Below are 24,563 nucleotides of genomic sequence, written 5' to 3' on the forward strand. Positions count from 1 at the left end.
TAATTCGAGATACCGGCATAATCATGATCCCGGGTAATGGTGGCTCACAGCGGGGCCAACTTGACGAGGAAGCCGTCGCTGCGACCGGCGTTCTTGAAGCTACCGAGCTCCCCGAAGTCGACCATGAGCCCGAGGCTGCGCCCGGCATGGAGCACGTAGCCCGATTCGGTGATCGCGATGTCGTGACCGAAGTCCGACCCGGTGTCGCCAAACCGCCAGCCGCCGATGTAGTCGCCGTCGGCGCTCAGCTGGGCGTGAAAGACGTCGGGCTTGTCGCCGTCGGTGATCAGCTGATCGTCGCCGCCGAAGTCGAGCACCCCATAGAACGCGCCGCCGATGTGAATGTCGCCGTTGGCGGCCAGGGCCAGGCTGAGCCAGCTCTCGGTGCCACCGACCTCGAATTGATCAGTCGCGTCGCCGTAGCTGGCGCTCCACACATGATTGCCCTGGCCATCGAGCGTGGCCACGAAGATGTCGCGCGCGCCCTCGCTGGTCAGGGGGCCGCCGCCGAAGTCCACGCTCTCGGAGATCGCCCCGATCAGCACGATGTCGCCATTGTCCTGGAGCCGGAGATCATGGATCTCGTCGGTGCCAGGGCCGCCGAACGACCGCGCCCACAGGACGTCGCCCGCGTCGTCGAGTCGAGCGAGGTAGATGTCGAGGTCACCGGAGTGGGTCAGCATCTCGCCGCCGAGCTCGAGCGGCGCGCCGAACCGGCCAGCGATGACGACGTCGCCGTCTTGGTCGACGTCGACGCCAAACCCATAGTCGTCGCCCGGTCCGCCGATCTGCAGGGCAAAGGTGGGCTCGCCCGTGTCGCGATCGAGCTGGAGGACCAGGGCGTCGCGCATGCCCGCAGCCACGAGCTCGGCGGCGCCGAAGTCGGCCGTGCCCGTGAACGCCCCGGTGAGGATGACGTTGTCCTCGGCGTCAAATGTCAGACGGGCGGCTCGGTCAGGCTCGCTGCCGCCAAAGATCCGACTCCAGATGTGGTTGCCCTCGCCGTCGAGCTTGAAGACGATGATGTCGTTGCCGCCGGACGCGTGGAGCTTGCCGCCGCCGACGTCGATCGTGCCGTACATGCGGCCGAGAAACACGAGCTCGCCCTCGCTGTCGATCGCCATCTTCTGGGCGATCTGGGTGCTGCTATCGCCAAACTTGCGGCTCCACAGCGGGTTTCCGTAGCGGTCATGCTTGGTGACCACGAGGTCCTGCCGCAGCGGATCCGACGGCTCGGCGGTGAGGGGCGCACCGCCGAAGCTGACGGCCCCCTCGAAGTCGCCGAAGCTGTAGATGTCCCCGGTGCTCTCGTCGATCGCGAGCGAGCGAATCGCCTGGTCGTCGGGGTTGCCGAACCGACGGGCCCAGACCTCGGTGCACTCGGGGACCGCACCGTCGCAGTCCTCGTCGAGCTCGGCGGTGAAGCAGTTCTCGCCGAGCGGCGTGGTCTCGCCCTCGCACGCGCTCCAGCCCAGACCGCTCGTCAGGCATGTATGCGTTCCGCTCTTGCACATACCGACGTTGGCCGTTCCCGCGGGGCCATTGTAACAATCCTCGACGATGCCCGGCTCGCACAGGCAATCGTCGCATTCGTCCTCCGGCGGCAGCAGGCCAGAGATCCAATACTCCATGCACGTCACCTCGTCGTCACCGAGCGGATCACCACCGAGCGGCATCAAGACGCCACAGTCGGGTTGGGTGACCTTCGTGTAGAGCAGGCTGGCCTGAGGATTGGACGAGTCTGCGAGGATTCCGCCACAATTCGTGCCCGAGACTCCAGACACCCTGGCTTCGACATTTGGAGAGATCAGGTCGAGAACGGACGTAGAAGACACCCCGGTGCCATGGCATGTCTCACCACTGCAACGCTGAGCAAACAGCTCGGGAACGTCGCAAGTGAACACCGGCTCCTCGGGGGCGACCTCGGGCATCTCGCCGTCGGTCCCGGTCTCGGACTCCGCGCTCGTTTGTACCGTGGTGTCCTTGCAGCCGAGCATGAGCACAAGGGTCGCCACGGGCAGCGCGACCCGCTTCGAAGCAAGAGAAATATCCATTTGACGGTGTTGATACCCCCATTGCCGAGAGGTCTCAAACTCAAACTTTGCGCGTTTTATCGCCGGCTGCGCAGGTTCGGGTGTGTAGCGAGCGCGAGGTGACGGTTCGGATACAGAGTGAATGCGCGCACATCCATAACTACTATCTGGTAGGGCGACAAGCCCCGCGGATCTCGCGCGAGCCTCAGCTCGCGGGGGCAATGTTGTGAGCAGCGCCGGTCTGCTGCTGCCTCGCAGATGTCTGCTATACAGTAGCCCGGAGGATACAACATGATACAATGTGTCAGTCGTTCTCTAATCATATTGTCGCTCGCAGCGACCCTGGCTTGCACAGATAGCACGAACGCATCGGACACCACCGCATTCGCATCAGTCTCGGATACCGGCGCCGCGGACTCGACCGACGGCGGCGCCGCAATTGACACCGGTGACACGACCGACGGCGGCGACCCCGAGATCCGGCTAGACCTGGACCCCTCGATCGAGATCCTCGACCTGCCACCCGACCCGGGGCCCCCACCCGATCCCAACGAGCAGCTCCCGCCGCCCGACGACGACGGCTGCCACGGGCTGTATGCCCAAGATCTGCTGCCAACCTTCAATCTCACCCTCGAGCCGGTCGTGTGGGAGCAGCTTCAGTACGAGTGGAACAACGGCGCGGACATTGACGACGACGGCGGCAACCCCAAGATCTACCACCCGATCACGGTGTTCGAGTACGAGGACATCGCGATCTACAACGCCGAGATCCGGCTGCGTGGCAACACCACCTGGTGGGACCCAATCCCCGACGACAAGATGCAGTTTCAGATCGGCTTTCACACGAACGACGAGAACGGCCGATTCCTCGGCCTCAAGCGCCTCGCGTTTGACGCTGCCACCGCCAATCGGCACCTTCTGCGCGACCGCCTCGCGCTCAGGATCATGCGCAGCGTCGGGATCGTGGCCCCGTGCGCGAACAATGCCCGGATCTTCGTCAACGGCGAGTACTACGGGATCTTCACCAACATCGAGAAGCTCGACGAGACCTTCCTCGAGCGCAGGTTTGACGATCCGACCGGTGACCTGTGGTACCGGACCAACTGGGAGCTCAAGACCAACCTCGACACCGCCAACGACGACCGGATCGAGGCGCTCAACGACGCAGAGACGCCCGAGGAGCTGTACACCTACCTCGACCTCGAGCAGGCGCTGCGGGTGTTCGCCGCCGAGTCCGTGCTGCCCTTCTCCGACGGCATGTGGGCCGGCGGGCTCAACTACTATTTTTACGATGAGCCGATTAGCGGCAAATTCATGATGCTGACCTGGGACCTCGACAACACCTTCGAGCGGTTTCACGACAAGCAAAACGGCGAGTACCCCCATAACCCCGACCCGGTCGTGTGGGAGAAGTGGACCAGCCACGGTCGCCCGATCTACGAGCTCGCGCTCGAGGACTCGATGTGGTTCCAGTACTACATCCAGATGATCGGCGAGGTGTTCGAGGAGGGCTACCAGCCCGATGACCTGCACGAGCTGATCGACACCTACACGGCACAGATCCAGGAGGCCGTGCTGGCGGACACCAACAAGCCCTACTCGAACGAGGTCTACCTCGAGCATGTCGAACTGCTGCATTGGTACGTGCAGCAGCGCGCCGAGTGGCTCGAGGACTGGCTCGAGTGCTGGCAGGACGGCGGCGTCAACGACGGGGACGGGTTCTGCGAGGAACCGTAGCAAATCTACGATCCGGCCAGGACGACGGCCCCGACTCGTCGGTCGAGGGCGTCGTCCCTGAGCCGGTCGATGGAGGCGGCTGAGTCACTCGGTCTCGTCACCGCCCGAGTCCTCCAGCGCCTGCGCCTCCCACATCGTGAAGATCATGTGCAACGGGATCCCGAGCCCGCCCGCGAGCTCCGTCAGCGTGTCGAGGTCCGCCGGGTGCTCGCCACGCTCGAGCGCGTGGATCACCTCGGCGTCCAGCCGACAGCGCTCGGTGAGCTGCTCGATCTCGAGGTTCAGCGCGAGCCGTAGATCGCGGAGGTGGCGGCCCAATTCCACCTCCGAAGGCCGAGGCCGGGTTCGCTCGCTGCTGTCCACATCTCATGCTGGCGCAGTTGTCGCGACTTTTGGAGCGAGCAACCGCGCGGATAGATCAGACACATTTGCCAGGTCGTGTCGCGAAATGTGTGGGGTACCCATCACCGGTCGAGGCACCGCCCCAACAAACGATTGGGTATGCGCGAGTCGAGCCGGCATATCAGCTGGGTATGTTCATGCACCCACGACCCCGGTCGGGGCCATCCCCACACCGATCGGTGGGGTCAGCCCGACACATCGATTGGGTAGGTGCAGGCCTACGCGATGGCTAACTCACGAACCCAGCCTCGTGATCGGCCACCAAGCTGCCCAAATCGGGCGGCGCCGGCAGGCGTGCCCGGGGTGAGCTCGCAAATCAGCCGTTGGGGATGCCGACGTTGCTCAGCGCGTAGCCTGTCATGTCGGAGTAGGTGTACGCGCCGACCAGGCCGCCGTAGGTGGTGAACTGCCCGGTGTCGGGGTCGACCTTGTGCGCGTTGTTGCCGAACGCGACCGCCCACACGTAGCCCTCGAAGTCGATGCTGATCCCGTAGGAGCCGCCGGTGTTCCAGTTTTTCTCGACCTGCAGGGTGTCGCGGTTGACGCCGACGATGCCCGACCCGCTGGCCATCCACAGCAGGCCGTTGTCACTCGCGTCCGCCATGCACCCGGACGAGCCGCCGGCTTGCGCGGTGGCCCACGTCTGTGTCTGCGGATCGAAGCGGCCGACCGTGGCGCTGCACAGCCAGACCATGCCGTCGGCGTCGACGGTCATGCCGTACCACCACGGGCCCGCCGGCGCCGCCCAGGTCTGCCAGGTCATGTCGGCGCGATTGACCCGGATGATCCGCGCGTTGCCGCCCAGCTGCGAGCCCCAAAAGTCACCGTTGCCGTCGACGGCCCCGCCGTAGATCCCGTAGGTGATCCCGTTGCCGTCGTTGGAAAGACCGTTGCCGCCGGTTGGCACCGAGATCATTTCTTTGGTCGTGCCGTCGTCACCGTCGAGTACGTAGATGTCGATGACGCCGTTTTGATTGGTGCCCGCGGTCCACAGCTCTTCGTCTTCGTACTGGCACGTGCCCTGGTTGAACTGCCCGAGCCCCCACGCGACCGGGCGCTGCGAGGCGTAGGCCATGGGCTTGTGCCACGCGATGCACTCGTCTTGGCCCCACGGCAGGTAGGCCGCGCTGTTCGAGGTCTGGATGCCCGGGGTGCCGTTGCTCTCCTGGCAAAATTGTTGGTCGGCGTAGACCTTGGTGACGCCGCCGTTGCGATTGGCGACCGCCACGTGCCCGCTGAGACTGACCGAGGTGCGCGAGGGCGAGCCGGCGCTGTCGGGGCGGACGATATAGCGACCGACCTCGGTCACGGTCTTGGTGTCGATCTTCGAGATCGTGCCTTGCTGGCTGTTGGCGGCCCACAGGTAGGAAAACTCGAAATCGTTGGCACCCCCGCCGCCGCAGCTGGTGCCGCTGTCCGGGATCACGCTGGTGTCGAATTTGGGCGGGCCGCCGTCGGCGCTGCCGGGGTCGCCGTCGCCGTCGCCGTGGTCGCCGTCGCCGTCGCCGTCACCAGACATGCTCGCGCTCGCGCTGCCAGTATCGCTGAAGGTGAACGAGCTGATCCCGGTCGCGCCGGACTCGGAGCCGTCGGAGCGGGCACCGTCGCCGCCGCAGCCTAGAACCACGCTGGCACCCAACACGGCAATGATCGTCTTTTGCATGTCTCGCATCTCGTCTCTCTACCGGGCGCCCAGGCGCGCCGCTACGCGCGGAAGGATAGCAGGATCACCGACCCGGCGGCGCGACCTCCCACACCCATAGATCATCGACGAGCAGCGCGGCCTTTGGATCATCGTCGACCACGTGCAGCCGAACCTGCACACCAGCCCACTCACTCGGCACGACCCAACGCACCGGGCGAAGATCCAGGCGGGTCTTGGGTAGCTTCAAGCTGACGCTGCGGCCGTCGTCGCTGACCAGCTTGGCGGCCAGCCGCTTGCGCCGACCCGTGGTCCCCAGCGAGAGCTCGACGGCGCCGCCCTCGGGCAGCACGAACGGGGGAGAGCGCAGCTCGCCGCGCGCTTCCAGCAGCTTGCGCGAGGCCGCGCTCGACAGCAGCCGAGTCCCGCCGTGAGGTCCGAGCGGCGGCAGCTTGCGCGAGAAGCTGCGCACCGAGCCGTGACCGAACGCTGTACCGGAGACCTGCTCGAAGCCGTCGAGGGTCCCGTCTTCGAAGTCGGCGATCACCTCCACGCCCTCCGGGACCTCGCGTGGTCGCGGCGGCGCGAGCAACAGCTGCTCGCCGCGCCAGGCCGTGACCATGCCCGCCTCGGACATCCAGCCGCTGAGCGGACGGACCCGCTGGCCGCCCCAGCGGCGCTCGTGGACCGTCCAGCCCGACAGCTCCCGCGTGAGCCAGCCCGGCACGCTGCCGTCGATCCACACCGCCTGGATCTGTCCCGAGGCGACTCGATCGCGGATCGCCTGCTGCAGCTGCGTGCGCTGCTCGGCCGTGACGTCGGTGATGCCCATGGCTCCGACATGTCCCGCGCCGCCGGCCATGATCGGCCACCACGGTCGGTGCAGGGCCAGCAAGCTGGCGCCGTCCATGGCTTCGATCGTGGTTCGCAGCCCGCGGGCGTTGGCGCGCTGGCGCCCGGTCGGAATGGTTCGCCAGGGATCCTGCCACGCGTAGCTGTGGCGCAGGCCGACGCGAACGCCGTTGGTCTGGATCGGCTGGTACATCGGCTCGACCGCGAGCGCGAAGCCCAGCTGGAGGGCGACGAGGGTGAGCCCGACCAGCTCGGCCCACTTGGCCCACTCGGCCCGCTCGGCATTCGCGTGCGGCAGCGCGACGGCCAAGAACGCCGCGCACAGGCACACCCCGGGGATGAACGCGTTGGGCTCCGCGAACTGAGTCGAGTAGCCGAGCGCGCTCACCAGCAGGCCGCCCGCCGCCATCGCACCCCAGTAGATCGTGCCTCGGCTCGCGCGCAGGCCCTGCCACAGCGTGCGGAGCCCGAGCGCGTCGCGACCCAGCCGCATCGCGCGACGGATCACCACGCTCACCCCGAGACCGAGCAACACCGCGCACAGGCCCGCCGCGAACGGCTCGGCGTGCAGGAACATGCCCCAGGTCTTGGACCAGAACCGCTCGTCGTTGAACGCGTGGCCCTGGTGCATCTCGTAGATCCACGTCCACAGCCAGCCGTCCGTCAGCCACTGGCCAAGCAACACGCCGCCGCCGTCGATCAGCGCGATCGTGCCCGCGTAGGCCCACAGCTGGCGCGGGGCGATCAGCAGTCCAGCCACGCCCGAGATCACCACGAACACCGCCGCGGTCTGCTTGGTCCAGAAGGCCAGCGCGACCAAGACCCCCGCGAGCGCGGCCCGCTCGAGGCTGCCTTCGGACTCGCGCAGCAGCACCAGGCCCCAGAGCAGCAGGGCCAGGAACAGCGCGTCACCGCGGGCGATGTCCAGCCAGCGAAAACAAAACACGTAGCCCGACAAGAACAGCCCGATCGCCAGCCAGCCGTGCGCGCTGGGCTTGGCCTCGATCCGACACAGCCGCCACAGCGCGACGCCTGTCGCGATCACGGCACAAATCGAGACCGCCCGCGCCAGCACGTAACCCAGCGGGAACACGACCCCGAGCAGCGCGACCAGGGCCGGGTACAGCGGGGTGTACAAGAACGGCACGAAGTCCGGGCTGGGCGGGCCGTAGACCGGCAGGCCGTGTTGCACGCGCCACGCCTGCTGCAAGCTGCCGCCCTCCATCCACTCGAGCTCGAGCGGAAACCCGATCCGGCAGGCGAACACGATCGCGATCACCAGCACCCAGACCAGCGACAAGCCGGTGACCACGCGGCGCATCCACACCACCGGTCGCGTCGCTGCGGCTGCGTCGGCGCTCACTCGTCGAGCTCCTCGAACCGGCCACGCGGGCGCGCGCAGCAGTAGTGATGGCTGGGCAGCTCACCCGCTTCGGCGCGCGGATCTGGGATCGCGCCGGTCTCGACGCAGGCCCAGCCGGTCCAGCCCCTCACGCCACGCAGCCGGCGGGCCGCGGCGCGCGAGGGTGGGCGGGTGCCCGCGTAGCCAATGTGACACAGCAGATCCGGCTGGTGCGCGCGCAGCATGTAGTCGAGCGGCGCCTGCAGCTGGTGACCCGGTCGCGCCCCCTTGGTCTTGGGTTCGGCGACCGCGACCACGCCCGGATCCACGAGCCCGTAGCTGTCGAAGGCCGGCAGCTCCGACGCGTAGGGCAGCGCCCCCGCGGCGCCCACCGTGATCCGCGTGTCGGCCGGGACGCTGGCGCGAAACGCCAGACCGGCCGCGTAGCGAACCGCGGCGAACCGGTGCATCGCGTCGACGCCCTCGAAGCCCGGGGTCTGCTTGGGATCCTCGTAGTCGATGTGCAAGAACGCGTGCTCGCGATCTTCTTGGATCCGCGCCGGGATCTGCCGGGCGTAGCCAACCATGAGCGCGAGCGCGACCCCGGCCCAGACCAGCTCGGCCCAGACCAGCGACAGCCACCCGCGCAGACGCAGCTGATCGCGTGCCTCACCCAGAACCAGACCCAGCAGCAGCAGCGTCAGCGTGGTGGCGGGGAGCAAGAACCGCCCGTAGGCCATGAAGTCGCCGCCGATCGACCACGCCCACCCCAGCTGGACGGCGATCGGGAGCACCAGCGGCAGGTGACGCGGCCGCAGCAACAGCGCCGCCGGGATCAGCCACACCAGGTCGACGCGATCCGCCCAAAATTTCAGGTAGCCGACCCCGTAGAACTCGCGCAGTCCAGCCCCGTGGTGCTTGACCGCCCAGGTGTTGGGCAGCCACTCGCCGTAGTAGCTCTTGCGCGCGATCAGCTGGATCACCAGGGGGACCACGAACAGCGCCGAGCCGATCAGCACGCGCCGCCACGGGATCTGCCTGGGCCCGCGCTCGAGGCCGACCACGCTCAACCACCCCAGACCGAACGCGGCGATCCACACCAGCGCGTCGAGCCGCGTGAGCCCGGCCAGGCACGCCGCGACCGCGGCGAGCTCGATCCGCCCGCCGAGCCACAGCCAGATCGCCGCCAGGCCCAGGCTCAGCGCGACGCTGGTCTCGAGCCCGCTGCTGCCCCAGACCACGAACTCTGGCAGCGTCGCGAGCAGGGCCGGGGCGAGCAGGTCGGCATACTCGAGCTCGTCCGTGTCCGAGCTCGGGCCCAACTGGGCGCCACGCCTGGCCGGACCAAATCGGCGCCGCAGCTGCGCGCTGATCAGCGCGACCAACAGCAACCCCGCGAGCGAGGCCACCGCCGTCAGCACGGGCGCCAGCGTCTCGGCCCGGACCCCGAGCGCGTCGCCGAGCCCGAGCATCAGCACCCACAGCAAATTCGTGTAGCCCTCGACCCGCTCGAAGGGCGCGAGGTTGTAGACCAGCGCCCCGTGCTGCCCGAGGTTGCGAGCGTAGCGAAAGCTGATGAACGCGTCGTCGCACACGAACGACCACTCGCGCAGGTGCAGCAAGAACCCAGCGCCGATGCCCACGGCCAGCAGCCGGGCCGGGAGCTTGGATCCCGGGCTTGGCTGTTTGACCCCGGTTCGAGCCTCGTCGCCCTCGCGCATGCGTGCTCGGCATGGTAGCGGTTCAAGCTCTCACCGCGAGTCCTCGCGGTGAGGGCCTGAACGCGAGTCCGCAGCGCAACAGGCGCAAGTTCGATGAACGCACCCATGACCGAGCTGACGACCGAGCCAACGCTGGCCCCCGCGCCCGCGCCCGGTGCACAGGCGCCCCAGCAGGGCGCCACGCTCGAGGGTCCCAAGCTCATCATTCAGATCCCCTGCCTCAACGAGCGCGAGCACCTGCCGGGGACCTTCGCGGATCTGCCCCGCTCGATCCCCGGCGTCGCCCAGATCGAGGTCCTGGTGATCGACGACGGCAGCAGCGACGGCACCCGCGAGCTGGCGATCGAGCTCGGCGTCCACCACATCGTCCGCTTCCCTCGCAACCGGGGCCTGGCCGCGGCCCACACCGCGGGGCTCGACGCGTGCCTGCGGCTCGGCGCCGACCTCGTCGTCAACACCGACGCCGACAACCAGTACCGCGGAGACGACATCGCCCGGCTGGTCGCGCCCGTGCTCGAGGGCCGCGCCGACATCACCGTGGGCGATCGCCAGACCGACACGATCGCCCACTTCTCCTGGCTCAAGCGGGTCCTGCAGCGCTGGGGCTCGGCCCTGGTCCGGCGGGCCTCGGGCGTCTCGGTCACCGACTCGACCTCGGGGTTCCGGGCGATGAACCGCAAGGCGGTCTCGACCCTGTTCGTCCACAACAGCTTCACGTACACGCTCGAGACCATGATCCAGGCCGGCAAGGCCGGGCTCGTGGTCGACAACGTCAAGATCGAGACCAACCCCCAGACCCGCGAGTCGCGGCTGTTCTCGTCGATCCCCGAGTACCTGCGCCGCAACGGGCTGGTGATCCTCCGCGCCTACGGCATGTACTGGCCGCTGCAGACGTTTGGGTTCATGGCCGCGTTCCTGGTCCTGCTGGGCGCGGCGCTGGGCGGGCGCTTCTTCTACTTCTACATGCTCGAGCCCGACGTCTCGGGTCACATTCAGAGCTTGCAGATCGGCGTGGGCGCGGTCGTGCTCGGGTTCGTGGTCGGGCTCATGGCCTACCTCGGTGATCTGCTGGCCGCGAACCGCCGGCTCAACGAGGAGCTGCTCGCCCGCGTGCGGCGGCTCGACGCCGAGCTGTCCAGCGAGCGACGACGGCGAGGGAGCCCGATCGAAGGCATCCACAGCACAGGCGCCGCCGTCTGGCAGCCCGACCCGCCCAGCCGTCCACGCCCCTGACCGCCATGGCCACCCACGCGGATCCCAACAACGTCGTCGGCAACTTCGAAGACAAGTACGCCTCGCGCAACCCGATCGCCCGGATGCTGGTCACCGGGTTCCTCAACGCCGTCACCGAGCTGTTCGTGCACGCCCAGCCCGGTGGCAAGACCGTGCTCGAGGTCGGCTGCGGCGAGGGCAAGCTCGCGACCCAGCTGATCCGCAACGCCAGGGCCCCGAGCCGCTACCTGGCCACCGACGTCTCGCTGGACACGATCAGCGCCGAGCTCGACCCCCGGATCGAGACCCAGGTCGCGTCGATCTACGACCTGCCGTTCGAGCCGGGCAGCTTCGACATCGTGGTCTGCTGCGAGGTGCTCGAGCACCTCGAGGATCCCGCCCGCGGGCTCGCGCAGATCAGCCGGGTCGCGCGCGAGCGCGTGTTGCTGTCGACCCCGCAAGAGCCGGTCTGGCGCGCGATGAACATGGCCCGCGGCAAGTACCTGCGCGCGCTCGGCAACACCCCCGGACACATTCAGCACTTCTCGCGGCGCGAGCTGCAGGCGCTCGCGGCGACCCAGCTGCGGCTGCTCGAGGTCCGCACGCCGTTGCCGTGGACGGTGATCCTCGGCGAGCCGCTGGCGCTGGCCCACGCATGACCGAGCCCCGCCCCGATCCGTCGAACCCAGACCGCGCCGCGGCGATCCTCCGCGCCCTGGTTCCGGCGCTGATCGTGATGGCGTTCGCGGGCTGGCTGCTGTGGCCGGTCCCCACCGGGGTCATGCCGCTGTCGGCCGACCACACCGTGCACCTGACCCGGATCGTGCTCACCGCTCAGCGCTTCACGACCACGGGCGCGCTCTCGGGCTGGGAGCCAACATGGTTCTTCGGGTTTCCGCTCGGCGATCTGTACCCGCCGCTCGGCGACCTGCTGATCATGCTGATCCACGCGCTCGGCCTCGGGGCCCTGGACTGGCCGTCCGCCTACGCGCTGGGCTTTTATCTGGTGTTTGCGATCCAGGGCCTGGTCTTGATCCGGATCGGTCGACTGTTCGGATTTGGCGCGTGGCCGGGCCTGATCGCGGCCCTGTTGATGCTCGCCGACGCCGGCTTCACCCGCGAGGGCGGCTGGATGTACACGGTCTACTTCGGGGTCTGGCCGCAGGCGCTCGCGACCAGCCTCGCGTGGCTGGGCCTCGGCGAGCTCGCGCGCGCGCTCGGCTGGCGGTCCACGCAGGCGCTCGCCGAATTCGACCCCGAGCCCGTCACGGAAAACCAGGGCCTGCGCGCGAGCCTGTGGGCCGGGCTGTGGTTCGGCGCCGCGCTGCTGGCCCACCCGATCGTGCTGCCGACCCTGGGCATCGGCGGGCTGCTGTTGATCATCACGCTGATCCCCCGCGCCCCCGTCAGCTGGCGCGTGGGCCTGGCCCGCTGCGCGCTCGCGGGCATCGGCGCCGCGCTGCTGGCCGCCTGGTGGTGGGTGCCCATGCTCCAGCACAAGGCCTGGATGGCGAGCTACGGGTGGCTGTTCGCAAGCTTCGAGACCATGGCCAGCTGGCTGGCCGAAGACGGCCGCTGGGCCCAGCGGATGCCGGCCGCGGTCGGGTTCGTCGCGCTCGCCGGGATCGCGCTCGCGGGCCTCGGCGCCGGTCGGGTCGCCCGCTTCGTCGCGCTGTTCACCCTGGTTCAGTGGCTGCTCGCCAGCTCCGACGCGTTCTGGCAGCTGCGCCTGGATCGCTTCAGCGAGGGCTTTACCCACATTCAGTATCAACGGTTCTTGATCGGCGCGAAGCCGGGTCTGTACCTGTGCGCAGGGCTGGCGAGCGTCGCCCCGGCCGGCTGGGCCCGGCGGCTGTTCATCGAGCGCGAGCGGCTTCACTGGCCAGTGTTCAGGTCGCGCGCGGTCCCCAGCCAGCTCGCGGTTGGAGCCGCGATCTTGCTCGCCCCGATCTCCGTCGCCGCGTGCCTGTGGCTGATCGACGACGTCCGCGCGAGCCTGACCAAGCACGAGGTCGGCGAGGTCCAGACCCAGCGCGTCCCCAACAACCCCGAGTTCGACGCCGACTATCAGGCGTTCTTGCAGTGGGCCCGCGCGCAGTGGGACGCACGCGAGCACGACTACCGGATCGCGGTTCGCGACCAGCGCAACAGCCACGTGTTCATGGACGCGCCCGTGTGGACCGCCACGCCGCAGTACAAGATCGGCTTCACGCCCGGCGACAACTTCGTGCACAAGCCCGAGTCGGCCGACCGCGAGCTGCTCGACAAGCTCGGCGTGCGCTGGGTCGTCGGCCGCGATCGACGGCGCGGGCAAGCGCGCGCCAACGAGGTCGCCCGGTTTGGCAACATCTTCGTCAAGGCCCACCGCGGTCAGCCCCGGTCGCTCGCCTGGCTCGAAGGCGCCGGCCAGCTCGATGTGCTCCACGCGGATCTCCGCGGCGGGCTCGTGCGGGTCCGGGTTCGCGACGTCGAGCCTGGCGCCCGCGTCGTGTTTGGCGTCGCCGGGTACCCGCGCTGGCAGCTCACGCTCGACGGGCAAGCGCTCGAGTGGTTCGAGCAACCCGTGCACGGCGACGCCGCGCCGATCAGCCTCGACGCCCGACGGGCGGGTCAGCTGCGCGGCGGCAAGGCGGCCGGCGACGACGGCAGCGAGCCCACGCTGATCGCCGCCGAGCTGCCCGCGGGCACCACCGACGCGATCCTCGAGCTGCGCTACCTCGAGCGCAACGGAGTCGAGTGGCTCGCCGAGCTGCTCTCGCTGCTCGCCTGGGTCGCCGTTGGCCTGGCCCTGATCACGACGCGGCCCGGCCCGAGCGCACGCCTCGCGCAGATCCAGGCCAGCCTGGTTCGGCTCATCCACCCGCTCACCGTCATGGTCCTGATCCCCGCGATCATGGGCCTGGCCTACGCCCGCTGGCAGCTGGCCGCGCAGGACGAGGCCGACGAGCTGCTCGGCTGGGTCGAGGCCGGGGCCGCAACCACCTCCCGCGTCGAGCCCGGCCCCGTCAAGACCGAGATGCTGATCCGCCCGGCCGTGATCATGCGCCCGCGACCGCGCAAGCCGGCCGTGATCGAGCTCGAGCTCGAGCGCGTGCCCGAGACGATCAGCGGCTGGGTCGGCATCGACGACGATCAAGCCCAGACTGGTGGCCGCTGGGCCCAACATAATCTACGCCTGGAGATCCGCTGGACCGGCCACCCCGAGTCGCAGTGGCTGGTGCTCGAGGAGCTCACCGTTCCCCACGACGCCAAGCGGATCGAGTTCAGCGCGAGCACGGGGGCGCTCTCGTACCTCCCGGTGTACTTGCGGATCACGGATCAGACCGACGGCAAGCGGCTGCCTCGGCTGGGGATCAACCTCGAGCTGGGGGCGGTCCCCGACAGCTCGGTGGACCAAGCCCACCCCAGGCGCTAATAATCTGGGGACCACCTCGATGGACACCTCCAGCATCAATCAAATGATCGAGACCGCCCTCGCCATCGAGGCGAAGGAGGGCCACCTCGCCAACTACCTGCAAGATCGCGCGGCCGAGCGCGGGCTGGCGCTCGGGCACAAGCAGCGGCGCGAGGCGATCGAGCTGTTCGAGGGCTACGTCCGCAGCGTGCCCGATCACCTGTCGGCGGCCTCGGCCTCCTCGCAGGGGACCCCCGTCGAGGCCACCATGGCCCAGGTGATCCGCTCCGCGGTCGCCTACTGGGACGAGCCCGACGACCTGATCCCCAACGAGCTCGGCCTGCTCGGTCTGCTCGACGACGCCTACTTCACCATGCGCGTGCTGCAGCTGGTGTCCGAGCGGCTGCAGGCCGAGTCGGGCCAGGCCCTGATCAAAGACAACCTCGCCCCGCTCGAGGTCGTGATCCGCGAGATCCTGGGTGACCTCGCCGACGTCCTCGACGAGCTGGTCGAGCTGGCCATGGCCAACACCGCCGTCGACGAGCTGATCGCCAAGGTCATGCAGTACAGCGGCTCGTTCATCTTGAAGTCTGCGCAGACGTCGTTCGCCGGCATGTCCATCGACGCGCTCGTCGAGAACCGCCTGAGCTTCACGACCGCGCCCGACGACTCGCTGCGCGACGAGCTGATCGCCGCGCTCGACTCGGTCTCGACCAGCTTCGCCAACCAGACCACCGCCCCGACTCCCCAGCAGATCAGCGCGGGCACGACCGCGCTCGAGCAGGTGCTCCGGCGCGAGCGCGACGACTACCCGTTCGCCAGCGAGTCGGACATCGAGGCGATCAAGACCATGCTCGTTGGCGCGCTGGTCGTGCGCGTGCTCAACAGCGGTGACCAGGGCTACGCGCCCAACCGCGGCTTCGTCGAGCGCTGCGTCGATCTCGTGCTCGACGGCGCCGAGTAGTACGATGCTCGCGGCCGCCTGCCTCTGCGCGCGGTCGATCGAGCACCATGTCCACCGCCACCGTTGGAGTCCTCCGCAAGCTGGGTCTCGGCGTCGTCCTGATCGCCGCCGCCGCCACTGTCACGCTCTCGAGCCCGCGCGAGGCCGAGGCGTTCTGTGGGTTCTACGTCGCCGGGGCCGACGCCAAGCTCTACAACAACGCGACCATGGTCGTGTTGATGCGCGACGGGACCCGCACGGTGCTGTCGATGGCCAACAACTACCAGGGCCCGCCGCAGGACTTCGCCATGGTGATCCCGGTCCCGGTCGTGCTCGGCGAGGACGACGTCAAGGTGTTGCCGGCCGAGATCTTCGATCGCGTCGACAAGCTCGCGGCCCCGCGGTTGGTCGAATACTGGGAGCAAGATCCCTGCATGCCCCAGATGGTCTACCCATCGGCCATGCCATCGGGCGCCGCGGACTTCAACATGGCCGAAGCGGGCGGCGGCGCCCCCGAAGACCACGGCGTGACGGTCGAGGCCCAGTTCGAGGTCGGCGAGTACGAGGTCGTGATCCTGTCCGCCAAAGAGTCGACCGGCCTCGACACCTGGCTGCGGCAAGAGAAGTACAACATTCCCGCGGGCGCGCAGCCGCTGCTCGAGCCCTATGTCCAGAGCGGCAGCAAGTTCTTCGTCGCCAAGGTCAACGCGAAAAAGGTCAAATTCGACGCCCAGGGCATGGCCAAGCTGTCGCCCCTGCGGTTTCACTATGACTCCCCCGAGTTCGCGCTGCCGGTTCGGCTGGGGCTGATCAACGCCCAGGGCCCGCAAGATCTGCTGGTTCACGTGCTCGCCCGCAACACCCGCTACGAGCTGGCCAATTACGACAATGTCACGATCCCGACCAACATCGACGTCAAGGACGCGGTCCGCGAGCGCTTTGGCCAGTTCTATGCCTCGCTGTTCGATCACACCCTCAACAACAACCCCAAAGCGGTGATCACCGAGTACTCGTGGTCGGCCGGCAGCTGTGACCCGTGCCCCGAGCCAGCCCTGACCCTGTCCGAGCTCGTGACCCTCGGCGTCGACGTGCTGCCCAGCTACGAGCAGGCCTTCGCGCAGCAAGCCGTGCCCAGCGGCTACGAGTGGTCGGTCCCCAGCGAATTCGTGCTCACCCGCCTCCACGCCCGCTACGACCAGCGCTCGCTCGGTGAAGATCTGGTGTTTCAAGCCGCGCCCGCGATCGTCGGTGGCCGCGAGTTCATGCAGCAAGACGGCCAGCTCGAGCGCGGCGCGGTCCAGGACCAGGGCGGGTACAATAATTTCCAGGCCCGCTACATCATTCGCCACGAGTGGACCGGGCCGATCAAGTGTGACAACCCCCAGCGCGGCGTCTGGGGTGGCCCCTGGGATGACGCCGCCGCCCAGGGTGCGAGCGCCCAGCCCCAGGTCGCGCGTGACCTCGCGTTCGCCGAGCGCGGCGGCTCGCTCGCCAACTTCGTGACCAAACCCGGCGCCGCACAAATCGAGGCCGAGGTCGGCCGAATCCCCGCAGGCCCGATCCGCGCTGCCCTCCCCGATCCCCGCGGTGGTGGCAACAAGGCCGGCACCAATGGTGCCAATAGTACCAACGATGGCGGCTGTGCCCATTGCACGACTCAGCCCGGCGGTGGTGGAGCCCTCGGCCTGGGGCTCCTCGGTCTGCTCGGGCTCCTCGGCGTCACGCGTCGCCGCCGCGGCCGTCGCTCATGACCCAGTCCAGCTTCGCCCGCACGCTGGCGTGGCGGCAGCTTCGCCGTGGTGCGCCGCGAGCTACGAACAGTGCGGATGGCGGACGATCGGACGATCCGAGCCGGCAGAACGCAGCCAAGTGGTGCAGGCCTGCTAGACACCCGTCAGAGCGTGGACCATGGCGAAGTGTCTTACCCCAATGTCTGTCGCAATCGCGCTGGGATCGAGCCTGGCGTGCTCTGGTGCTCGAGACACGCAGTCCGACCCCACCAGCTTCGGGGGCGTCTCGACGACGGACGCCACCACCGAAGATTCCCTGACCACTGGCGCCGAGCCTCATCCCGTCGAGACCGACACCAGTGACCCGGAGCCCGGCACCACCGACGAGAGCGGCGAGACCGACGACGGCGGCCTCCCGGATCCTCCTGGTGACGACATGCCTCCGCCGGACGAAGAGGGCTGTCACGCGATCTATGCGCAAGATCTGCTGCCGACATTCAACCTCACGATCGACCCCGTCGTCTGGGACCTCCTGATCTATGAGTGGAACCACGGCCAGGAGATCGAGGACATGGGCGGGAACCCCAAGAATTACCACCCGCTCGCCGCCTTTCAGTATGGCGACATCGTGATCCAGAACGCCGAGATTCGGCTGCGCGGCAACGCGACCCACTGGGACCCGATCCCCGGCGACAAGATGCAGTTTCAGATCGGGTTTCACACCAACGACGACAACGGCAACTTTCTGGGCATCAAGCGGCTGGTCCTCGAGGCCGCCACCTACAATCGGCACATGCTCCGCGACCGGCTCTCGCTCGCCTTCATGCGCGACGTTGGGGTCGACGCCCCCTGCGCCAACCATGCCCGCGTCGACGTCAACGGCGAGTACTACGGACTCTTCACCAACGTCGAGAAGCTCGACGAGGTGTTCCTCGAGCGCGTGTTCGACGACCCGACCGGCGACCTGTGGAAGCGCGCCAACTGGCAGCTCAAGACCAACACCGACAGCAGCAACGACGATCGCCTCGAGGATCTGAAGGACGCCGAGGGCTCCGAGGAGCTGTTCACCTATCTCGACATCGAGCAGGCCCTGCGGGTGTTCGCCGCCGAAGCTGTGATCCCCAACTCTGACGGCATGTGGGCGGGCGGGCTCAACTTCTATCTATATGATGAGCCGATCGGCGGAAAATTCTTTCTGCTGCCCTGGGACCTCGACAACACCTTCGAGCGCTTCAATGACCCGCCTGACGGCGAGTACCCCGAGAACCCCGACCCGATCGTGTGGGAGAAGTGGACCAGCCACGGCCGTCCGTTCTATGACATCGCGCTCGAAGACCCGATGTGGTTCAGCGCCTACATCGAGCTAATCGACGAGATCGTCCACCACGGCTACACGCCCGACAAGATGCACGAGCGCATCGACACCTGGACCGCGCAGATCCAGTCCGCCGTCGAGCAGGACCAAAACAAGCCCTGGTCGAACGAGAAGTATCTCGACGAGGTCGAGGACCTCCACATTTATGTCCAGGCCCGCTTCGAGTTCCTCGAGGCGTGGCTCGAGTGCTGGAACAACGGCGGCGTCGACGACGGCGACGGCTACTGCGAATCGCCCTGACAACCCGGATCAAGCAGCGACTGAACCGGCATTAATTGCCGGTGTCCACAATAGCGGAGTTTCGCGCGATTACCCGCGACTCCGCCGGCCCAGCGCCCAGTTTCCCCGATGAGCTTCGCCTCGAGGTCCGCATCAATTTGTCTTGGCCAAGATCACAAATACACTGGATCACGAGAGTACGAATGAACACCTGGATAAACGTCTCGCCAGCCATCCCTGGTCGAGGAACATGTGGTGCAACGCCTCGCGCCGCCTCGCTCGCCCCCGTCGCCAAAGCTCGCGGGTTGCCCGGCGGGCTGTTCACGGCCCTGATCGTGCTGTGTGCGTCGCCGGGCTGCGGCACCAGCCCGGCCGGCTCGAACGACGAGGACGCGATCAACACCCTCGCCTCGAGCGGGGGCGAGAGCACGGAGGGTCCCTCGTGCGCCTCCAACAGCGAGTGCGCCCCGGGTGAGCTCTGCCAAGGTGGTGCCTGCACTCCCAACCTGCCCGGCGGGCCGTGTGAAGACAGCTCGAATTGCGTCGACGACGAGACCTGCGAGAACGGCACCTGCGTGCCCGAGCAAGGCACCGACGACGGCATGGGTTGCGGCGGCGAGGTATACACCGCCACCGCGATCCCGCCCAATGTACTGATCGTTCAGGATCGCTCGGGCAGCATGGACCAAAAGGTCGGTGACGAGGGCACCAAGTGGATGCTCGCCAAGGCTGCGATCGAGCAGGTCGTGACCGACTACGCCGACGAGGTGTTCTTTGGGCTGATGCTCTACCCCGGCCTGGATCCGGACTGCGACGACGGGAAGAGCTGCGGTCCGGGCGTGATCGCCGTCGACGTTGGGCCCGCGACCGCGACCGCGATCACCAGCGCGCTGAACGACGCCGACACCTGCAGCCTGGGTACCCCCACCGCCGAGACCCTGGAGGTCTTGCAGGACTACTCGGGCCTCGCGGATCTTGGGCGGCCCAACTATGTGTTGCTGATCACCGACGGGCAGTCGAGCTGTGACGACCCGGTGCCGATGGTGGCTGAGCTGCTCGAGCAAGATCCGCCGATCAAGACCTTCGTGGTCGGGTTTGGCGACGGTGTCGACGTCGCCGAGCTCAACGAGATGGCCGAGGCCGGCGGCACCGCGCTCATGGGGGATCAGATGTACTACCAGGCGGGCAATGCCCAGTCGCTGGTCGACGCGTTCGCCGACATTGCCGGGAGCGTGCTGTCTTGCTCGTTCGTTCTGGATGTCGTGCCGCCGGATCCCGACAAGCTGTTTGTGTTTATCAATGATGTCGAGATCCTGCGGGATCTCGGACACGACGACGGGTGGGACTATGAGGCTGAGAGCAACCAGGTGACGTTCTATGGGCCGCCCTGCGAGCTGATGCAGTCTGGGCAGATCATGGACCTGCAGTTCGTGTTCGGGTGCCCGGAGCCGCGCTGAGGGGTTCGTCATCGAGCTCGACGCGCGACCTCTTCGCCGAGCGCCGTGGTCTCGTTCACCAACGAGGTCTCGAGTCGCGCGCCGTAGCGTGTCTGCACGGTCTTGCGGAACGCACCGCCGATCGTGAGCACCACACGAAAGTCCGTGCCGCCGTGCCCGTCGGTGACCAGCTCTCGACAGCGCATGCCCGTAGCGAAGCCCGTGGTCGGTCCGGCGTCGCGCCAGCAAAACCGGTGGGGCGCGTCGACGTGAACGACCCGATGCCACATGTCGCGGGGCTTGTCCCCGAGCGTGTAGGTGATGTCCACGCGGCCACCAAGCACCGCGGGACCCGAGGCCCACACGACCCATGGGTTCCAGTCGGTGTAGCTGTCGAAGTCGACGAGCACGGCCCAGACTTGCTCGGGTGGCGCGTCGAAGTGGGCCTGGTGAGTCCACTCGATGACCTTCGGCGGCTGTGGGATCTTGCGATCTCCGGCCGGGTCGTAGGCACACCCGGCGACGAGCCATGCGAGGGTGACGGCGATCCAGCTGCGAACGAGGTGCATGCGCAAATGGCTGGCGCGTATGGTCCAGAGGACGACTGAGACGGGGCGTGCCTCTCGACCCGGCTACGGGCAAGGGATCTCGAGCTTCGGCTGCAAGTTCGGAAACCCATACGCCTCGTTCGACATGTAGAGCTCCTGCGTCACCACCCACTGCGCACCAATATCGGCGATCGTCTCATCCTTCTCGCTCAGCACCGGAATGTCCCCCGCAGCGTAATGCAAGAACATCCCGAGATCAGCCTTCGAGCCAGGATACTGAGCCTGGTACATCTCGAGCTGCTGCTCGACATCGGCGAGCTGTTGACACACGTTGCTGCCAAACGAGAACTCACCCTCGAGCCTGATCTGATTGTCGGCCGCAAGCGTCGCAGACAGGATCTCGAAGCGCGAGTACGAGTACTGAGAGCCGTAGTCGAACGTGCCGATGTCGGCGTAGAAGCTGCCCTCGTAGGTGTAGCTCCCGTACTGCGGATCGGTGTAGGTCACCGAGTAGGTCTGAGCGACGCTGATCCGAAAGTCGTTGGGGTCGATCTCGTCAACGTTCGCCACGGGCCGGCTGAAGGTCAACGTGATCGTCGCGTCGCCGTCGAAGTCGACGCTCGTGATCCTGAACGGCCCGCCGTCGCCGATGTCACCGGGACCGCAGCCCAGCAGCGGCAGGCTGGCAACGAGTGTCACGAGCGGCCAGCGAGCACGCGACGCGGAGGGAACATCGAGTTCGTAGGTCATGCCGGATCATCCCACGCGGCGCGACGGCAGGAAACCGCGACCCACGATAACTGCTCAATCGCCGATACAACCCGTTCATGGGGGTCTAAGCGGTGATCCGCTGCATGAGATCATCATGGGCAGCGACCAGTCGGGCGGGATCGAGGCCGACCAGCTCCCTGCACATGCGCTCGGCCCCGACGGCGACGCTGGTCGTCATCTGTAGGTCGACGCCGAGCAACACGCCGATCCCGGTCGACGCCCCCGAGGCCGCCGATGCCCAGAACCCGAGGCCGAGCATCGAGCAGACCATGGTGAGGTGATCGTTGTAGGGCTGCAGACGGTCGGCGACGTAGCGGCGCACCGAGCTGTCGGGAACCGGCGCGCCATGGTGGGCGACCACCCAGATCCCGACCGCGGACCACCGCTGGAACGTATCGTCGACCAGCCCGACCAGGTCGTCGATGTCGGTGATTTCGGTGGGCGCCGACGCGATGATTCGAATCACCACGGGCCCCACGCAGCCCACCGCCTGCTCGCTGTCTACGTAGTGAGGGACGAGCTCCACGCATGGATCCTAGATCGTTTGTGGCGGACCGGCCGCCGCGCCCGGTCCACAGATGACCAAACTGGCCAGAGTTCGGTTGAGATCGCAAAACCCGGTACTCTGCGCCGGATGTTCCGCCGATCATTCCTCGGACTGTGCGCCGCGCTGGCCCTGACCCTCGCCGCTGGTGGGTGCATCCGCGACAACAAGCCCGACAGCCGCAGGCGCCCCGGCAGCGAGCTGCAGACCCGCGTGGGCAACAACGATCCGCGCGGCGTCGACGATCAACCAGACTGGGACCGACAGGCGCGCGAGCTCAAGCAGCGCGTCGATCCCCGCATGCCCAACGAGCTCCCCGCCGACGCGCGCACGGCCTGTGAGGCGATGCTGGGCGAGGCCGCGACCTTCTACATCTCCGTCGAGGGCGATCCGGAGCAACGCGCCGCTCGCATGGCCCAGATGCAGCAGACCCGCGAGCGTGACCTCGAGGGTTGCATCCGCGACACCAGCGTGGCCGCGGCGGTGTGCGTGACGCTGCTGCTCAAAGATCGCGACAGCGAGTTCCCGTGGTTGCTGGATCAGTGCAGCCGCGCGTACCCAAAAGACGAGCAGGTCGGCGCGCGCGAGGTCCGGGCTCCCGAGCTCGAATTCACGTTCGTGGGCGACGTGATCTTTGGCCGCTACCGCGAGGACAACCGGTTCGACGCGATCGTCGAGCCCGACAAGGTCACGGAGAAGCTGCCGCTCGCTGGGCCGTTTGCCGAGCTCGAGACCCAGCTGCGCAGCGATGTGCTGGTCGGCAACCTCGAGACCCCGGTCGTGGAGGTGCGGCCGGAGAGCTCGCCGATCGGCAGCTCGATTCGGTTTGGCGGCGGCCGCGAGGACGTGCAAGGGCTCACCGACGCCGGGTTCTCGGTCATGTCGCTGGCCAACAATCACTACTACGACCTGCGCGTAGAAGGCCAGCTGCAGAGCCCCAAGGTGCTGGCGGACGCGGGGATCTTTGCGATCGGCGCGAGCCGGACCGAAGCGCCGCTCTATCGGGTCGAGAGCTTCGAGACCCAGGGCTGGCGGATCGGGTTCATCTCGGTCACCAACCGGATCAACACGCCCGTCAGCACCGACACGCCGACGCCAGACAAGCCGCAGGTTCCCTACATCGAGGCCGGCGACATGCCCGAGAAATTGTTGCCGCTCGTCGAGCAGGCCCGCGCCGCGCACGATCTAATGATCGTCGTGGTCCACTGGGGCGACGAGTACGCCGAGCAGCCCAGCGGCAAGCAACAAAAGGTCGCGCACGCGCTGATCGAAGGTGGCGTCGACATGCTGATCGGGCACCACCCGCACGTGCTGCAGGGGATCGAGCAGCACCAGGGCGGGCTGATCGCCTACTCACTCGGGAACTTCTTGTTCGAGAACACGGGCGGGATCCCGCGCCTGACCGGGGTCCTGCGAGCCAAGTGGGTGGCGGGCGACAAGCCGTGCCTGGGCGACGTCGTGTTTCACCCCGCGTACGTGAAGCGCTCGCCGTATCCGCACCCGACCGCGGCGACGGGGGGTCTGGGCAAGCAGGTCCGCAAGCGCGTGATCGATCAAGCTCGGGGGCTCGGCGGCGCCTTCGTGGAGATCGAAGGCAGCGAGGACTTGCGGCTCGACAGCTTGGCGACCTGCGGGGCCTGAGTGAGCGTGGCCTCGGCTTCGGCCAGGGTCTGCAGCCGCTTGATGTCGTCGAACCACTGCGCCATGTCGGCGCGCAGCAACCCGCCCATGCGCAGCCACTGCTTGAGCCGGCCGAGCGTGGCGTGCTGGCCCGCGCCGTCGGCCAGTAGCTGGGCGACGTAGCGCAGCAACAGCTGCTGCATGTCCGCGCGGCTGAGCGACTCACGATCGCTTCCTGTCCGCGCTTGCACGAACAGCTCTGGCCGACCCATGGCCCCGCGGCCGATCATGAACGCCGAGCACCCGCTGACCTCGGCGCAGCGCTGCAGCGCGCTGACGCTGAACAGATCCCCGTTGGCGACGACGGGCATCGAGACCGCCTCGCGTGCGCGGCCGATCGCGTGCCAGTCGACCGGCGGCTTGTAGAGCTGCGTGCGGGTGCGGCCGTGGATCGTCAGCCACGTCGCCCCACCCTGCTCGGCCGCCATCGCGATGTCGACCATGGGCGCCGCGTCGTCCCAGCCCACGCGAACCTTGACCGTGACGGGGATCGAGGCCGGCACCGCAGCTCGGACCGCGTGGGTGACTTGCTCGACGCGGCACGGCTGCTTGAGCAAGGTCGCGCCGCCGTCGGAGTTGTTGACGGTCTTGGCGGGGCACCCGAAGTTGAGATCGATGCCCGGTGCCCCGAGCGCGACCGCTCGCGCTGCGGCTTCCGCCATCCATGCGGGATCGCTGCCGAGCAGCTGCACGAACACCGGCACGCCCGCGCGGGTGCTGCCGCCGCGCGCGAGTTCGGGGCAGTGGCGCAGGAACACCGCCTCGGTGACCGGTTGCCGCAGCACCCGCACGAATTCGGACACGCACACGCTGATGCCGGACCGACCGCCGAACATCGCGGTCAGGACCTCGCGATAGCTGCCGTCGGTGACCCCGTCCATCGGCGCGAGCGCGAGGAACAGACCCGGTGCATCGGGGCGCCGGGCGATCGGGTGCTCGATTTTGAAACTAGCCAATTTTCTCGGCCAATTCGGCGTTTTGA

Annotated in this window: 18 protein-coding genes; 9 read left to right on the plus strand and 9 right to left on the minus strand. The window is 67.7% G+C overall.

Annotated elements, in window-relative coordinates:
* Positions 1–44: 44 nt before the first annotated feature.
* Positions 45–2,054 (minus strand): nucleotide-binding protein, encoded by a 2,010-nt coding sequence (locus tag ENSA7_RS08250; protein ID WP_146157464.1) that lies wholly within the window; start codon positions 2,052–2,054, stop codon positions 45–47.
* 303 nt (positions 2,055–2,357) lie between these two features.
* Between ENSA7_RS08250 and ENSA7_RS08255 the strand changes: the two genes are divergently transcribed.
* Complete coding sequence (locus ENSA7_RS08255; protein WP_106088671.1) at positions 2,358–3,770, plus strand: CotH kinase family protein; 1,413 nt, start codon at positions 2,358–2,360, stop codon at positions 3,768–3,770.
* 84 nt (positions 3,771–3,854) lie between these two features.
* On the opposite strand, the gene ENSA7_RS08260 is transcribed toward ENSA7_RS08255, so the two are convergent.
* The 4 genes from ENSA7_RS08260 to ENSA7_RS08275 all read right to left on the minus strand — a co-directional run bounded on the left by ENSA7_RS08260 (position 3,855) and on the right by ENSA7_RS08275 (position 9,729).
* A complete protein-coding gene (locus tag ENSA7_RS08260) occupies positions 3,855–4,088 on the minus strand; it encodes a helix-turn-helix domain-containing protein (RefSeq protein WP_181233445.1) in 234 nt (77 codons plus the stop codon).
* A 400-nt stretch (positions 4,089–4,488) separates the two neighbouring features.
* The gene (locus tag ENSA7_RS08265; protein ID WP_106088673.1) at positions 4,489–5,844 is read right to left on the minus strand and encodes a Vgb family protein; all 1,356 of its coding nucleotides are present in this window, start codon (positions 5,842–5,844) and stop codon (positions 4,489–4,491) included.
* A gap of 55 nt (positions 5,845–5,899) precedes the next feature.
* The gene (locus ENSA7_RS08270; protein WP_106088674.1) at positions 5,900–8,029 is read right to left on the minus strand and encodes a glycosyltransferase 87 family protein; all 2,130 of its coding nucleotides are present in this window, start codon (positions 8,027–8,029) and stop codon (positions 5,900–5,902) included.
* Positions 8,026–9,729 carry a DUF8728 domain-containing protein gene (locus tag ENSA7_RS08275; RefSeq protein ID WP_106088675.1) on the minus strand — a complete coding sequence of 568 codons (1,704 nt, stop codon included), beginning with the start codon at positions 9,727–9,729 and terminating at the stop codon, positions 8,026–8,028. The genes ENSA7_RS08270 and ENSA7_RS08275 overlap by 4 nt, the downstream gene beginning before the upstream one ends.
* 105 nt (positions 9,730–9,834) lie before the next feature.
* Here ENSA7_RS08275 and ENSA7_RS08280 point away from each other — a divergent pair, with 105 nt between their 5' ends.
* The 7 genes from ENSA7_RS08280 to ENSA7_RS08310 all read left to right on the plus strand — a co-directional run bounded on the left by ENSA7_RS08280 (position 9,835) and on the right by ENSA7_RS08310 (position 20,059).
* On the plus strand, positions 9,835–10,962 hold the full coding sequence (locus tag ENSA7_RS08280; protein WP_106088676.1) for a glycosyltransferase family 2 protein: 1,128 nt from the start codon (positions 9,835–9,837) through the stop codon (positions 10,960–10,962).
* 5 nt (positions 10,963–10,967) lie between these two features.
* Positions 10,968–11,600: a class I SAM-dependent methyltransferase gene (locus tag ENSA7_RS08285; protein ID WP_106088677.1), complete on the plus strand. Its 633-nt coding sequence runs from the start codon at positions 10,968–10,970 to the stop codon at positions 11,598–11,600.
* Positions 11,597–14,356 (plus strand): putative glycosyltransferase family protein, encoded by a 2,760-nt coding sequence (locus ENSA7_RS43350; protein ID WP_181233447.1) that lies wholly within the window; start codon positions 11,597–11,599, stop codon positions 14,354–14,356. Before ENSA7_RS08285 ends, ENSA7_RS43350 begins: the two co-directional genes overlap by 4 nt.
* A gap of 19 nt (positions 14,357–14,375) precedes the next feature.
* Positions 14,376–15,299: a hypothetical protein gene (locus ENSA7_RS08295; protein ID WP_146157465.1), complete on the plus strand. Its 924-nt coding sequence runs from the start codon at positions 14,376–14,378 to the stop codon at positions 15,297–15,299.
* A gap of 47 nt (positions 15,300–15,346) precedes the next feature.
* Complete coding sequence (locus ENSA7_RS08300; protein WP_106088679.1) at positions 15,347–17,029, plus strand: DUF2330 domain-containing protein; 1,683 nt, start codon at positions 15,347–15,349, stop codon at positions 17,027–17,029.
* Between the two features lie 178 nt (positions 17,030–17,207).
* Positions 17,208–18,623 (plus strand): CotH kinase family protein, encoded by a 1,416-nt coding sequence (locus ENSA7_RS08305; RefSeq protein WP_181233449.1) that lies wholly within the window; start codon positions 17,208–17,210, stop codon positions 18,621–18,623.
* A gap of 284 nt (positions 18,624–18,907) precedes the next feature.
* Positions 18,908–20,059, plus strand: a complete 1,152-nt coding sequence (locus ENSA7_RS08310; protein ID WP_181233451.1) for a VWA domain-containing protein — start codon at positions 18,908–18,910, stop codon at positions 20,057–20,059.
* A gap of 8 nt (positions 20,060–20,067) precedes the next feature.
* Here the strand turns inward: ENSA7_RS08310 and ENSA7_RS08315 are convergent, their stop codons facing one another.
* The 3 genes from ENSA7_RS08315 to ENSA7_RS43355 all read right to left on the minus strand — a co-directional run bounded on the left by ENSA7_RS08315 (position 20,068) and on the right by ENSA7_RS43355 (position 21,883).
* Positions 20,068–20,607, minus strand: a complete 540-nt coding sequence (locus tag ENSA7_RS08315) for an SRPBCC domain-containing protein (RefSeq protein ID WP_106088682.1) — start codon at positions 20,605–20,607, stop codon at positions 20,068–20,070.
* Between the two features lie 63 nt (positions 20,608–20,670).
* Positions 20,671–21,285, minus strand: coding sequence for a hypothetical protein (locus ENSA7_RS08320; RefSeq protein WP_146157466.1), 615 nt, complete (start codon positions 21,283–21,285; stop codon positions 20,671–20,673).
* Between the two features lie 136 nt (positions 21,286–21,421).
* Positions 21,422–21,883, minus strand: coding sequence for a hypothetical protein (locus tag ENSA7_RS43355; RefSeq protein WP_181233453.1), 462 nt, complete (start codon positions 21,881–21,883; stop codon positions 21,422–21,424).
* A gap of 108 nt (positions 21,884–21,991) precedes the next feature.
* Here ENSA7_RS43355 and ENSA7_RS08330 point away from each other — a divergent pair, with 108 nt between their 5' ends.
* A complete protein-coding gene (locus ENSA7_RS08330) occupies positions 21,992–23,542 on the plus strand; it encodes a CapA family protein (protein ID WP_181233455.1) in 1,551 nt (516 codons plus the stop codon).
* Here ENSA7_RS08330 and ENSA7_RS08335 read toward each other — a convergent pair.
* Complete coding sequence (locus ENSA7_RS08335) at positions 23,455–24,537, minus strand: tRNA dihydrouridine synthase (protein WP_146157467.1); 1,083 nt, start codon at positions 24,535–24,537, stop codon at positions 23,455–23,457. The two genes, ENSA7_RS08330 and ENSA7_RS08335, sit on opposite strands and share 88 nt — an antisense overlap.
* Positions 24,538–24,563: the final 26 nt, after the last annotated feature.

The sequence above is a fragment of the Enhygromyxa salina genome, assembly GCF_002994635.1.
In the GTDB taxonomy this organism is placed as follows: domain Bacteria; phylum Myxococcota_A; class Polyangia; order Nannocystales; family Nannocystaceae; genus Plesiocystis; species Plesiocystis salina_B.